Here is a 13,315-nt window from a genome sequence, read left to right as displayed (position 1 = left end):
CTGGTCACCAGGAAAAAAATTATGGTGAAGGTTTATTCAGAATGATCTGAGTGTCGTCTGAAAAAATGTTCTCCACATCTTCATCAGAAAGGTCAATCCGATAGAACTTTTTATAAAAGCTCTTTATTTCATCTTTGATATCAAATGAAACCGATTCCGGATAGATGACACTCTGAAGCCAGAGGGTCCCGAGAATTGACTCCGGAACCGGAAGTTCCCAGCTCATGAGGTATTTCGGCATTCTGAAGACCTGCTTCTCTTTGACTGCTGGAAGTGACTCCCAGGCCGGGTCAGCCAGAATATCAGCAACACTTGCCGGGCAATAGGGAAGAAGGACAACAGCACTTGGGTCCCATTCGTATACCCGTTCCATGGTGACCGTATTATCCCCACCAGAAAGGCCCTTTGCTGCATTTGATGCTCCAATAATCCGGGCTATTTCAGCTTCATAATAATCATCACCAAGTGTCTGGAGCGGTGACCGCTGACCAAAGTAAATACTCTTTCTTTGGTCTTCAGGAATGCTTGTTCCGGTCTCCTCAACAGTATTCATCTTCTGGTTGTAATAATCGATAAACTCCTGGGCTTCTTTCTCTTTTCCAAAAATTTTACCGATTATTTCATAACTTTTTACCAGATCCTCAGCCTTTTCTAGATCAATTTGTACAAGAGGGATGGAAACCCTCTCGATATCATTGTTGATTGAGGTATAATCCACTGAAGAAATAACGAGTTCTGGGTTTAGTCTCATCAACTCTTCAAGATTAACGTTTGTTTTACATCCGGCAGACGGAAGTGAACCAAGATTGGGCTGAGTTTTATTCACCAGATCCCTGTTCGCTGGTCCGATACAGGTTCCGACCAGTCTGTCATCTGCTCCGATAACATAGATAAACTGGCTGGAAAAGGGATCGACGGTAACCACTCTGGTCACATCCGCCGGAATTTCTACCTGTTTGCCTGTAATATCGGCAATTGAGATTGTACCCTCAGCACCTGTCCATCCAGGAATTAGTAAAAGACCTGTAACAAGAATACAGAATATACGAGTCAACGATACATGCATAATTTTCTCCAAAGATGATCTCTTGATCGTAATGCATTATGTTAACTCTGTAATAATAATTTACCTAATTGTGCGGCAGAAGTTGATCTTTTTTAATTACCTAAGTTGATCATTCTATAAAAATGAGCGAGCGTTTCCCTATTTCAGATTTTTCAGTTCTTCTCCGATGAAATTTGGATCTGAAAACCATTTTTATATCATCGTATAGGGTTTGAACAAATGAGTGCGCATGTTGTTGGTCTGAAATAAGGGTGACAAGAGCAGATAGATACTCTTTCATGTATCCTTCGGTGTATGCAGGGTAGGTGACCCGGATAACACAACTCTGTAAAATACCAGTGATCTGAATATTTTCAGGTTTTTGAATCTGATAGCATGGAGAGAGGTATTGGTATCCGGTTATGGTATAGGCCCCCTGGGAGAGAATATCCAGCCCTTCGAGTGTAATTTGACCTGATAGCAGATAATCCGTACTCAGGTAATCATCACTCAAAACATCTCTTCGAAGAACCTTGATAATATTCACAGTGATCATAGAAGGTTGGTTTGTGTAGCAAAGAATATACCGCTGCAGTGTTTTCGAGAAAAATGGGAAAAATTATCCAAAAATTTTTGCAGACGCCTTGATAAACGACCGGGTTGGCTGAACCGATTGATAGGGAACATGATAGAATCGTTGGTAAAACTGGTCAGCAACCTCATCCATGTTCCAGGTACAATTTTCGGGATGGAATGACTGCGCCAGAAGCATAAGACCAAGAATCCATCGCGGACTTCCAAAGTCCCACGATGGCGGTACTTCAATGACCTTATTCTCTATTATTGCAGGAACCATGAGATTATTGTTTTTGCAATATGCAATACACTCCTCTTTCGGAAGAGAAAAAAGACCTGATATGCATATCCAGTCAGGATTGAGCGACAAAAATTCTTCATGAGAAAGGTTTACTCCAGGTTTTCCTGACCGTTTTATCATCCGGTTCACGGGATCGCCACCAGCCAGATCTACGAGCAGATTCTCAAATCTGCCCCCGTTCAGTGAGAATATCGGGTATCCCATGGTGTAGAGGACACGGGGATGAGTCATCCCTTTAACGGTATCAGTAACCTGGGTTTTCATCTCTTCCAGGACCGACACCAACTCTATCCCTTCATCCTTTTTGTCAACAATTTCTGCTACTTCTCGGATAATATCATAATATGATGTTATCTTTTGAATTCGTTGGTGTATTGAACTGATCTTCCCATGGGCAAGGTATAATTTCCAGAGCCGGGGAGCACAAAGGGGATCATCAACTCCTAGGCAGGTAACAATTCCCTGGATAAATTCAAGAGCACGGGTCGGTCGGTATCCGCCATCCATACCTTCTTCTTCATACCGGGAAGGTGATGCTGATCCAGAGAGAGGAACCTGGTATCCGCATGAACATAACCCGGTATCCAGAAATGTTACCGGTCTGCATCCCATAGGTCCGTACATTTCACGGGTTGATAATACATCTCCACAATCCGGACAGACGGTATTGATATACGCAGTTCCTGGTGAATTGAAGAGATATACGTGGGAAGCAAATTCACGCAGCTGATCACACAGGAGTTCAGATTCCGGAATCGAAGGCTCATACTCCTGGCCAAGATCTCCAAATGCCATACACCGCATGACCTGAATTGGTATTTTGTCTGAAATAGAGACAATCTCTTTAGCCTGGGTAATAAGCTCGTTCTCCTGCCCCTTTGCATGCATCAGAGCAATTTCAACATGGACTCCTGCCTGTACGAGCTTTTTGATGTTCTGGATGACCACTTTGTCATCAATAATTCCACAAGCCCTGATATTCTTCTCATCTTTACCTTTGAGCCCGATATTTATCATATCGAGAACCGGAATAAGAAGGTTTAAGGTATACTCTGAAAAATAGGCATTCGATGAACACCCGACAAACATCCCTTTTTCTTTTGCCAGGTGGGCAACTTTCAGGAAAGAGGGAAGGGATACGGTCGGCTCATTCAGACAAAATAAAATTCCCCTGCAGTCTTTCTTCTTCGCTTCATCGATAATGGCTTTTGCTGACTGGTACCGAAGGCCGGTTCCCATGTCATCCGGTTTTCTCACCAGTACTTCAGATACACATCCCGGACATTTCAAATTACATCCGATAGTACTGATTTGAAGCGCTTTCGCCTGTGGGAAAGCATGGACAAAGGGGATCGTCTCCACCGATACCGGAGTTACCATCAGCCAGTGATCCGGAAACCGCTCAATTATGTAATCATTGACTGCGGTATACATACCACAGATACCAGTGCCCCTATCTGCAATGTCACAGTGATGAGGGCAGTATGGACAGACGGTCATTCCCGCACCATCATGAGCCAGATACCAGAATCATCATTAATAAGAGAGTAATTGGTCACGCCGATCTTCTCTACAGTTGATGTGATGATATCAGGTGACCGGGACGTCATTCGCTCCTTCATTCCGGTTTCAAAATCAGAATCTTTCTCTTTCATCGCTGCAACGATCTGTTCTTTTAATGCAGCGGTTCCAAACCCGCCTCCGATATAGGTTTTCCCACCAGGCCTTAGAACCCGGTAAATCTCTGTAAGGCTTTTTGATAAATCCTCCCAGAAAAACCATGATCCTCTGCTGATGATGAGATCAAAGGTATTATCACCATAAGGAATTTCACTCACATCCCCCAGTGCCGGAATGACTCTCTTGGTTAGTCCTTTTTCTGAAACCCTGGTTTGACAGATCTCTATCATGTCAGGTGAACAATCAAGAGCGTGAACCGTACAATCAGATGCAAGAGCCAGGGCGGTTGCAAGATGTCCTGGTCCGGTTCCGACATCAAGGGCTGTCCCGGAATGAATACCGGTGTTCGTGACAATCTGCTCTGCAATAACAGGATAAATGGGAGAAAAAATGGTGTCAGCAATCGTTAAAAAATGTTTGCTGTCTTTCTTTCCCATTTTTTGGTCATCTTTTTGTTCCATATGTCATCATTCATAAACCGGAACATCACTGAGCAGACCATCCAGTTGTGATGCGGATACCTCTACTCCATAGAATGATGAATAAAATTCAGTAATCTTCTCTTTCAGCTGCTCGGTTGTAAATTTTTCCGGATACAGGGTGTGGAGCATCCAGTACAGGCCAGGGATCTGGTTCGTTCCCGGTGGACGGTCAAACCAGGAGAATGGTGTAAGGGGGACTGCGTATACTCTGCCTGACTGAACTGCCGGGACATCCTTCCAGAGCGGATCGGTGAGAACAGATGATGCGAATTTAGAATCGCTGGCGATGATGACCTCCGGATTCCAGCTGAGTACCTGTTCAAGAGAGACAGGAGTCATACCATAACCGGGTGTGATGGTCGTCTCGGCAACATTTTTGCCGCCGCAGTAGTCTATGAGCATTGCATGCTGGGATCCACTTGGATCGGTTGCAAGACCATCCGGTCCTTCTGCATAATAGACCTTTATCTTCTCTCCTTCAGGAATCGTTGAGACTGCATCTTTGACGGTTTTGAGAGCGGTCTGATAATATGCAACCAGGGCATCTGATTTTTCTTTTTTGTTCAGGATATCACCGATAAAGGAGATCGATTTTGCATATCCTGAGATGTTTGCAGTATCCTGGATTGTAATGAGTGGGATAGAGCCGAATTGCGACTGTCTCTCCTCAACGGCATGTACATCAGTTGGTTCTCCGGTGATGGTTCTGCCTTCAAGGATGATGTCCGGATTGAGTTTGATAAATGTCTCAAAATTACCGTCAGTTTTACCGAACCATCCTCCAACGACGGGGATGCTCTGGTATTCTTCAGGAATATACATTTTCTGGAGCGGTGTGAGTTCAGAGTTCCATCCAAGCATGAGATCCGGTGCAATCAGGTACAGGGTCATTGTTGTGGGTGGGGCAGTGCTTACAACTCCGGTGATCTCTGTAGGGATAGTAAGTTCTCTGCCAAGAGCATCAGAAATCACCCGTTCAGATGCCTGAGTGTCTGCTGATACCAGTGAAATGCCTAGCAAAATTATGCATACCACAAAAAAGAATACGTATAGTCCTTTGTTTGTCATTGGTTTCTCCCAGAATTAATTCAAATCTTCATTAACTTCCCATATAAGTATATTTAATGAATTTAAAAAATAGATCTTTTGTGATTTGCTAAGCTGAATGTGTTAACTTACTAATCTCTTGATACCTGAATAGACTTGGAAATAATAAAAGCAGATTCAGGTTATACACCTGATTAAAGAGGCTGTTGCACAAATCATTTTTAGTGATACAATAAGGAAAATTAACATTGTGAATCCAAAAGTTCACAGGGCGAATTGACCTTATAGTGCTAATGAAAATTATTCATGCAACAGCCTCTTAAAAACAGATTATATGAGTGACTGGGTAAAACCAGGTGCAGGACTTATGCCTTTTTGAAGAGATATATCCGGCACCTCTGCTTTTACACGCTCTGATTCCATCAACTCTTCCAACCTTTCAGATATTCTGTTCAGAACCTCTTCATCAGAGAGCATCCCATCCGGCATATCAATAACTTTTCTGTACTGAATCGGAACATTATCCATCCGGTATACAATTCCAGAAACCTCAATCCCCGAAATCCCTACAGGAATATGCAGATCGGCAATTTCTGCTGCCATACTCATATTTGGATCTATCGTGATCCAAGTATGCTTCTTCAGATGCCTGACTGCATCAATAGGAAAATGAGCCGCTGCATCGGTACCTATGTTGATAAAAAGATCAATCTCATCGCGAATTGCAAGATCAATGGTACTGGTTTCTCCGGGGTTCATATGAGCATGTTCTCCTTTGGTGAGATCAAGGCAATAAGGAAATCCATATGACCATGACCAGACCATATTTGGCCCGGCAATATTAAAGTGGCCCCGCATAGCCATAATTGACCATTTTGATACTGCGTTTAAATCACGCATCAATGAGATAGCAATATCAACATTGTGATTCCGGCCATCGGTATGGGTAAGACCCATACCAAAAAAACAGACACCAAATTTCGCTTCCCTCAATACCTTTGATATTTCCAGAATAGACTGTTTTGGGATGCCAGCAACCATCTCAGGAATATCAGATTCAAACCCATAGAGCACCATCCGGAATGCATTAATTAACTCATAATCCATGCCAGGTTCTATCTGGAGATGATAATCAGCAGTGCCTGCGGAGTCCGTTTTTCTCGGATCAACAACAATAACCGTTCGCCGAAGATGTCCATTCCCTGTAAAAAACCCAATCGGATAGATAGCGTATCGTGACATATGACGGGGATGAGCGTGAACTGGATTTGCCCCCCAGTACAGGATGACATCTGCACGGTTTTTCACTTCGCCTAAGGTACAAGTTGGGTGACCATTATCAAAAAATGCCATGAGGGACGGGCCATGACAAATAGATGCACAATTATCAAGCACACCACCTCCTAGTTCCATGAGACGAGCAGCAGCACCCTGAGCTTCACAAGTAGTTGAACCAAATCCATACATCAGGGGTTTTTTGGCATTCAGGATTGCTGTGGCTACAAAATCTATTGCTTTTTCATAGGAAATTTCATTAAAACTTCCATCTGGTTGACGAATTCGTGGATGGGTTATTCGGTGGTGATTCGTTGCATGAAGAAAAATTTCTGTTCCAATTGCACAAGCATTTTCAACATCCAGAATTTTTTTCCCATCATCCGAAAGCGTAATCCGGACATCATCACAGGAACACCCACAGTAAGGACATCCGATTCCCTCACGGACCAGAACCATAATTTTTACCTCGTAACCCCAAGAGATGAATAAAGTAATTCGTAAACATTTAAAACATTTCTATCTCTAGCCGGTTCAATAGTGACCGGAAAACCACTGTATTGTGGAACACCGGTTGATTGGGTTCTACATGGAACAATCTGATTAGCCCAGACCCCTTGTCTGATATGACACATCCCAGGTTTGAGTATCTGCAAACCAACGATTGCAGTAACCACCACTTGGCCACACTCACTCTTTACCAGAACAGGAGTGTTTTCTTCGATACCCAGCATAAGCATATCCAGTTCATTCATCTCAATAACACTACAGGCATCAAAATACTCTTTGGATTGCTTACCTTTTTCCATAGCAATCCCCTCTTCAATTGATCTCTGGGTTATCATGATGAAGTGATTATCAGGTATCATATATCAGAGCCCAACCATTTTTTTTACAGCGGAAAGGAATTATCTATCCCTGAATCAGTTCCATTGCAAGATCATATGGATTTTTGGGGCGTTCGCTCCCGTTTTTATTAGTGAAAAACGTATGAGGATGAATTTCTTTCATCTGCTCAAGGGTAAGCTTCCCAACAATCCCCCTGGCAACATCCTCAGCATCCTTGGATTTTCCAGGGAATTTCAGGATATATCCCATCCTGATATGCATAATCATTGCATTACGAAGTTCTTCGTCGCTCAGTCGGTCAAATGGAGTGAATTTCTCAATTTCATGTCTGCTCATACCAGATATCTCCATATATTACTTTTTTTCTGCCATGTGAATTGTTGATTCCCCATACCGGGACCTTATGACTCCAGCCTGAAGAATGGGAAGATTGTGTTTCAAACACAAAGATTCAAAAAGTTCCTTATCCGGCAGTTCATGGTAATGGTTGTGGATGGCAAGTTCCAGTTCATATAATCCCTGCATACCAGTACCAATAGGCGGCCGTGAGAACCAGTGATTAGAGATTAAAAGTCCATTCGGCGTCAGAATAGATGACACCTTTGAGAGAACATCATCAAGTCTGTCAATCATACTATAGAGAGCATGAGCGATGAGAATTATATCACATCCCTGATCGGTGTATACAGATAAATCGCCAGGTAGAACACGGATACGGTCCTCCATACCAAAACGAACAACATACTCTTTGGCAACCGAGGGGTCAGCAGATCCGGTCAGAACAGTTGCTGTCATCTGCGGATTATTCTGGCAGGCCGCAATGGCATACAGACCATGTCCTCCATTCATTTCCAGAAATTTTTTTGCATCCGAAAACCTATCCCATGTCTTCAGTACATTTGTCACACTCTGAATCGTTCCGCGGAGAGCATGATTTGCTTCTGATCGAACTGCCTGGAGAGAAGACGTATCAAATGTCGTTTTCTGTTCAGGCTTTGTCAGATACACAGCAAGATCCTTCCATGGTGAATCGTCTGCCGGGAGATTCATGATATAGTCCCCCTGGTAAAAAGGACTGTTTCTGACGAAATTCATCCGGGCAGCAGGAGATATCGAGAACTCATCCCCTGCTTTTCTGACCATATCAAGGTAATAGAGCATACCAAGAAGACTGGTTACATATTCCGCCCGGATTCCGGTTCCTGTAGCCAATTTTTCAGGAGTTGCCGGTCCGTTTTCTGCAAGCCATGAAAACAGGTCAAGTTTTAAAGCAGCATTCACGACCATAAATTCTTTGAACACCTGCACCAGGTCATCTACAATCTCAATAACCGGCAGGTCAGGAATTTTCAGGATCTCGTGTATCTCATCACTCATGGTGTATCACATTATTGAACTTTCAAGAAATAAAAAATATTTTATTTAACACTCTGATTCTGCAGAAATAAATAATTATAGGAATATATAAGGTAGATACATAAAAAAGTTTATTTTTTAAGGAAAATATTCCCGTAAATAATTTCACCTTTCTTCTTTTCCTTTCGCTCACCAAGGTCTCCGATGAATTGATCAAAGGTATAGGTTGCGCCATCGACTTCTTTTTCAACGGTTGCAACTTTCTTAAAACCAGGAAGTGGGTAAAGCAGATTACCAAGGATGTATGCATCTCCCTTAACCATCTGGCCACCGACACGACCCTCGACATCACCCTTGATGATGACGGTGCCTCCTTCTGCATGGGTGAGGACATGGATGAATGCATCACCTTCGATGATGATGGTCCCGCCGGTCATGGCAGTGCCAATATCATTTCCAGCTTTTCCTTTTACCCTGATAAGCCCACCACTCATACCACGCCAGTCTCCACGATAAGCACTGCCAACATGGTTCTGTGCATCGCCTTCAATCAGGATCTCTCCACCTTCCATGGCGATACCAAGAAAACTGTCTGCATTACCTTTCACAGTGATCTTACCGCCTTTCATCCAGCCACCGATATACATATCAGCATCGCTGTTAATGATGATCTCACCTGCAGTCATCTGCTGTCCAAATCGCTTCATCCGGCGCACATTTCCGTTTACCACGATCTTCGTATCAGCAGCGGTTTCACCGGCCTTTCCTTCAAATTTAAAAAAATCTCCAAGTTTCCACTGAATCTTTCCTTCATGTGCCGGAAGATCTGCAATCTCTGCAAGGCTTTTTCCTGCAAATAAGTCCGGAGTGACACTATAGCATTCAAGGAATAATTCAGGCTCCTGTACAAGAGTCATTGTTATGGTTTCCATTCTTCATTCCTCCTTTATGCTACATCCAGTTCAATTGCCCGTGGATTGTGCACATGTTCATCAAATACTGCATAGTTTTCTAGATTCACAGTGTAGTTCTTGGTAAATTTCTCTTTGATGTCATGCATAACCTGTGCATTTTCAGGCATATTGACTTTCGTCCAGAGGGTGTATTTATGCGGCTCTGCAATTATTTCTCCATCTTTAACAACAACTACACCTTCCTTGATGGTATACGCAGTGTTCTGGAAGGCCGCTTCGATGAGTTCAGGATCTGACGGAAGATCATTCGCATCAAGGTTGTATATTGCCACGTTTCCGTCTGCACCCTTTACAAGGCTACCATATATGGCTGCAAGTCCGAGGGCTTTTGCAGGGCCGGCACGGGTCATCATGGCAATTTCATAAAGGCCGAGTTCACGGTCCATTGAGGCAATGTTACTTGCAGCAATGACTTTGTCTTTCCACTTCATAGTGTCAAGGGTTGCTTTACGTGCTTTCTCGGACATCAGCCACTTGATGACACAGGGGTACCGAGTGAATGGTCCAGCATTCGGATGATCGGTAGTGATATGAACCCGCATCAGGTCCTTTGCATAGAGTGCAAGTTCAAGCCCGATTGCCCATTGAATACCACATACTTTGATATTTTTGTCATAGATATAGGGCACAACACCAGAGCCGGTCTCAAGTTCGACATCAACGTTTGCCCATTTGATGTGATTAAGTTGGTTGAGGTGATACTCGAATGGACCGTCAGCAGTCATTGTGGTCGTCTCATCTAGAGTGACCTGTCCGATATCACATGTGATGTTCTTGTTGGCATTCACATAATCCATGATTTCCTTTGCACCTGACTCAAAGTCAGCCCAGGAAGTTCCTTTATAACTGTGGAACTGGATATGAGTGTTATGAAGAACCTGTTCTCTGCCGAATTTATTCTTTGCTTTGTATGATTCGGCAAGACGAAGCGTGTCCAGGGTGTCCTTGTAGTTACCGGGATTTCCAAGGTTATTCCCATGGATGTGGACTGAGTGAGGAAGTCCAAGGTACTCGTTCGTCTCTATTAGCCCTTTCACTATCTCTGCAGGGGTGATGTCAAAGTACGGGACCGGATCATTGATGGTTGTACAGTTCTCTCCCCATGCCCAGGCTTCGGTTCCACCTGGATTGACGACCTTGATACCAATACCTTTGGTGGCATTGAGCAGCCATGCAACGTATGCTGCATTGTTCTCAAGTTCTTTGTTTTTGATATATTCAAAGCAGAACCAGTTGTTACCGAAAACCGGCATGGCAGCCTGGTCTAGGATGGGGGTGTCACGGAACTCTTCATGCACGTGTGGTGCCAGAAGTGGTGGCATTGCTGCTTCGTTTGTGAAGGTGTATCCCATTCGGGCATATGCGTAACCGGTCTTGTATGTGGACGGAATCGAAAAACCCATCTCCATACGCTTACCCTGTTTTATAATCCCGCCACGGTATGACCCACGGAAAAACTTGTCTTCCGGACGCATCATCCGGCCCGTGTTTACTTTCGGACCTGATACGTGTGTATGGATATCCACTCCACCAGACATGACGGTCTTTCCTGATGCATCGATGACCTGTGCCTTTGAGGATACCTTGTCAACGATCTTCCCGTCTTTGATGGCGATATCTGCTTTATCTCCTTTTATTCCTGAAATTGGGTCAAATATATACCCGTTCTTAATAAGAAGTTCTGACATCAGGCTTCACCCTTCGCTTTCAGTTCTTCCATACGGTCAGCGATCTTATTCAGGAGAGTCTCGTCATCCATGACACCTTCCGGTGGTTCGATGACTTTTCTGAACTGAATTGGCACATTATCCATTCGATAGACGATACCACCGACATCAACACCACAGATACAGACTGGGATGTGCAGATCAGATATCTCGGATGCCATATTGATGCTTGGGTCAATAGTAACCCAGGGGTGTTTTTTAAGCTGTTTTACTGCAGGAATGGGGAAGTGTGCAGCGGCGTCGGTTCCGATATTAATGAACATATCGACTTCATCACGCATGGCCATATCAACCGAACTGGTCTCACCAGGGTTCATGTGGGCATGGTTCTGTTTGGTAAGGTCAAGACAGTAAGGGAACCCGAATGTCCAGGACCAGACCACCCCAGGGCCTGCAATGTTATAATGACCTCTCATTGCCATGATGGTCCATTTTGAGATCTTGTTCAGGTCACGAGTCAGGGAGATAGCGATGTCGATATTATGGTTTCTTCCATCAGTATGAGTCAGACCCATCCCGAAGAATGTAGTTCCAAACCGGGCATTCTTCATGATCTCTGCAACTTCAAGGATCGTCTCTTTTTTAATTCCAGCGACTTCATCAGGAAGGTCTTTTCCATGGCCGTGAATGACCATTCGGAAGGCATTGAAAAGTTCATAATCATGACCCTGTTTAACCTGGAGATGATAATCTGCTACATTTGCTGTGTCAGTAAACCGGGGATCGATGACAATGACAGTCCTCTTTTTCTGGCCCTTTCCGGTGAAAAAACCACGCGGAAAGATAGAGTACCGGGACATATGACGTGGGTGCGCATGTGCTGGGTTAGACCCCCAGTAGACGATCACGTCTGCACGGTTCTTGACTTCTCCTAGTGTACAGCTGGGATATCCGTTGTCGAATATTGCAAGGAACGATGGTCCGTGACAGATAGTTGCACAGTTATCAAGCATACCCCCTGCAATTTCCATTACACGTGCTGCTGCTGCCTGACCTTCACAATTGGTAGACCCAAACCCGTACATGAGGGGTTTTTTGGCCTTAAGCAGATGTCGTGCAGTCCAGTCGATTGCTTCCTCGTAGGAAATATCTTTCATGGAGCCATCCGGTTGTCTCATACGGGGAAGTCGGATCCGATCCTTAGAACAACCGTGCTTGAAGATTTCCGTTCCGATTGCACAGACGTTTTCTACTTCCAGAATGTCCTTTCCATCGTCTGAAACAGTAATGCGGACATCATCACAGGAGCATCCGCAATAGGGACATCCGACATTTTCTATTACTTTTGGCATTATTGGTCACCCTTCCACATACCGACAGCACCCTGAACCAGTTCAAGGGCAGTTTTCAACCGTTCATTTGGAACAGGTTCGACCGTTACCGGAAATCCACTGTACTGGGGTGCACCGGTTGACTGGGTTCGTGGGGGAACAACCTGGTTCGCCCAGACTCCTTGTCTGATATGACAAAGGCCAGGATAACAGGTTTGGCGACCAACGACTGCTTTCACCACCACTTCACCGGATTCGCTTTTTACACGGACGTTGGTATTTTTCATAATACCAAGTTCTTTCATGTCCTGTTCGTTCATCTCGATGATGCTGCAGGCGTCAAAGTACTGCCGTGAAGTTTTCCCGATCTCCATGGCAATACCTTCTTCAACAGCCCGCTGGGTTATCATGTTTAACGTTTTTTTTGCTTTCATAGGATCTCCCGAAAATCCTATATTTTTCAAAACACCCGAACTGTTTTGAATTTTTGCAGATAAGATCAGGCAGATGTACCCTTTCCCCGATAGGCAGGGCATGAATCCTGATCGTATCATGTATTCTTTGGATATCTCTATAAGAACATATTCGAAATGTGAAGTTAGGCATCAATTCTTCGAGTGACATGAGGTGAATAAATCGACGAAAAACAAAATGTCCTTGAAAGGAAGGAAAGTGGATCTGGTTGTGTCAGGAAACCCTGGCAATGTGAACCTGATGATAAGATTAAATTGA

General features: G+C 44.0%; 13 protein-coding genes. All 13 read right to left on the bottom strand.

Going from position 1 to position 13,315, the window contains the following annotated elements; all coding sequences use genetic code 11:
* Window positions 1-19 precede the first annotated feature (19 nt).
* The 13 genes from MHUN_RS10375 to MHUN_RS10315 all read right to left on the bottom strand — a co-directional run bounded on the left by MHUN_RS10375 (window position 20) and on the right by MHUN_RS10315 (window position 13,017).
* The gene (locus MHUN_RS10375; protein ID WP_011448971.1) at window positions 20-1,066 is read right to left on the bottom strand and encodes an ABC transporter substrate-binding protein; all 1,047 of its coding nucleotides are present in this window, start codon (window positions 1,064-1,066) and stop codon (window positions 20-22) included.
* Between the two features lie 109 nt (window positions 1,067-1,175).
* A complete protein-coding gene (locus tag MHUN_RS10370) occupies window positions 1,176-1,601 on the bottom strand; it encodes a hypothetical protein (protein WP_011448970.1) in 426 nt (141 codons plus the stop codon).
* Window positions 1,602-1,664: 63 nt separating this feature from the next.
* A complete protein-coding gene (locus MHUN_RS10365) occupies window positions 1,665-3,422 on the bottom strand; it encodes a radical SAM protein (RefSeq protein ID WP_011448969.1) in 1,758 nt (585 codons plus the stop codon).
* The gene (locus tag MHUN_RS10360) at window positions 3,419-4,063 is read right to left on the bottom strand and encodes a class I SAM-dependent methyltransferase (protein WP_011448968.1); all 645 of its coding nucleotides are present in this window, start codon (window positions 4,061-4,063) and stop codon (window positions 3,419-3,421) included. Before MHUN_RS10360 ends, MHUN_RS10365 begins: the two co-directional genes overlap by 4 nt.
* A gap of 6 nt (window positions 4,064-4,069) precedes the next feature.
* Complete coding sequence (locus MHUN_RS10355) at window positions 4,070-5,104, bottom strand: ABC transporter substrate-binding protein (RefSeq protein WP_158498213.1); 1,035 nt, start codon at window positions 5,102-5,104, stop codon at window positions 4,070-4,072.
* 357 nt (window positions 5,105-5,461) lie between these two features.
* Complete coding sequence (locus MHUN_RS10350; RefSeq protein WP_011448966.1) at window positions 5,462-6,865, bottom strand: formylmethanofuran dehydrogenase subunit B; 1,404 nt, start codon at window positions 6,863-6,865, stop codon at window positions 5,462-5,464.
* Window positions 6,866-6,870: 5 nt separating this feature from the next.
* Window positions 6,871-7,251 (bottom strand): molybdopterin dinucleotide binding domain-containing protein, encoded by a 381-nt coding sequence (locus tag MHUN_RS10345; RefSeq protein WP_143709467.1) that lies wholly within the window; start codon window positions 7,249-7,251, stop codon window positions 6,871-6,873.
* Between the two features lie 67 nt (window positions 7,252-7,318).
* Entirely contained in the window at window positions 7,319-7,591 is a 273-nt protein-coding gene (locus MHUN_RS10340; RefSeq protein ID WP_011448964.1) for a hypothetical protein, read from the bottom strand.
* Window positions 7,592-7,609: 18 nt separating this feature from the next.
* A complete protein-coding gene (locus MHUN_RS10335; RefSeq protein ID WP_011448963.1) occupies window positions 7,610-8,632 on the bottom strand; it encodes a methyltransferase family protein in 1,023 nt (340 codons plus the stop codon).
* A gap of 110 nt (window positions 8,633-8,742) precedes the next feature.
* The gene (locus MHUN_RS10330) at window positions 8,743-9,543 is read right to left on the bottom strand and encodes a formylmethanofuran dehydrogenase subunit C (protein ID WP_011448962.1); all 801 of its coding nucleotides are present in this window, start codon (window positions 9,541-9,543) and stop codon (window positions 8,743-8,745) included.
* A 14-nt stretch (window positions 9,544-9,557) separates the two neighbouring features.
* Window positions 9,558-11,273 (bottom strand): formylmethanofuran dehydrogenase subunit A, encoded by a 1,716-nt coding sequence (locus MHUN_RS10325; RefSeq protein ID WP_011448961.1) that lies wholly within the window; start codon window positions 11,271-11,273, stop codon window positions 9,558-9,560.
* Window positions 11,273-12,604, bottom strand: a complete 1,332-nt coding sequence (locus MHUN_RS10320; protein ID WP_011448960.1) for a formylmethanofuran dehydrogenase subunit B — start codon at window positions 12,602-12,604, stop codon at window positions 11,273-11,275. Before MHUN_RS10320 ends, MHUN_RS10325 begins: the two co-directional genes overlap by 1 nt.
* Window positions 12,604-13,017, bottom strand: coding sequence for a molybdopterin dinucleotide binding domain-containing protein (locus tag MHUN_RS10315; protein WP_011448959.1), 414 nt, complete (start codon window positions 13,015-13,017; stop codon window positions 12,604-12,606). The genes MHUN_RS10320 and MHUN_RS10315 overlap by 1 nt, the downstream gene beginning before the upstream one ends.
* Window positions 13,018-13,315: the final 298 nt, after the last annotated feature.

This window comes from Methanospirillum hungatei JF-1 (genome assembly GCF_000013445.1).
In the GTDB taxonomy this organism is placed as follows: Archaea; Halobacteriota; Methanomicrobia; order Methanomicrobiales; family Methanospirillaceae; genus Methanospirillum; species Methanospirillum hungatei.
The sequence above is the reverse complement of the archived record's forward strand: the minus strand, read 5'-3'. Positions and strand labels throughout refer to the sequence as shown.

Excerpts from the sequence above, each read along its gene's own strand:
- MHUN_RS10375 (WP_011448971.1), bottom strand. The coding sequence starts at position 1,066 with ATGCATGTATCGTTGACTCGTATATTCTGTATTCTTGTTACAGGTCTT.
- MHUN_RS10370 (WP_011448970.1), bottom strand. The coding sequence starts at position 1,601 with ATGATCACTGTGAATATTATCAAGGTTCTTCGAAGAGATGTTTTGAGT.
- MHUN_RS10365 (WP_011448969.1), bottom strand. The coding sequence starts at position 3,422 with ATGACCGTCTGTCCATACTGCCCTCATCACTGTGACATTGCAGATAGG.
- MHUN_RS10360 (WP_011448968.1), bottom strand. The coding sequence starts at position 4,063 with ATGGAACAAAAAGATGACCAAAAAATGGGAAAGAAAGACAGCAAACAT.
- MHUN_RS10350 (WP_011448966.1), bottom strand. The coding sequence starts at position 6,865 with ATGGTTCTGGTCCGTGAGGGAATCGGATGTCCTTACTGTGGGTGTTCC.
- MHUN_RS10345 (WP_143709467.1), bottom strand. The coding sequence starts at position 7,251 with ATGATAACCCAGAGATCAATTGAAGAGGGGATTGCTATGGAAAAAGGT.
- MHUN_RS10340 (WP_011448964.1), bottom strand. The coding sequence starts at position 7,591 with ATGAGCAGACATGAAATTGAGAAATTCACTCCATTTGACCGACTGAGC.
- MHUN_RS10335 (WP_011448963.1), bottom strand. The coding sequence starts at position 8,632 with ATGAGTGATGAGATACACGAGATCCTGAAAATTCCTGACCTGCCGGTT.
- MHUN_RS10330 (WP_011448962.1), bottom strand. The coding sequence starts at position 9,543 with ATGGAAACCATAACAATGACTCTTGTACAGGAGCCTGAATTATTCCTT.
- MHUN_RS10325 (WP_011448961.1), bottom strand. The coding sequence starts at position 11,273 with ATGTCAGAACTTCTTATTAAGAACGGGTATATATTTGACCCAATTTCA.
- MHUN_RS10320 (WP_011448960.1), bottom strand. The coding sequence starts at position 12,604 with ATGCCAAAAGTAATAGAAAATGTCGGATGTCCCTATTGCGGATGCTCC.
- MHUN_RS10315 (WP_011448959.1), bottom strand. The coding sequence starts at position 13,017 with ATGAAAGCAAAAAAAACGTTAAACATGATAACCCAGCGGGCTGTTGAA.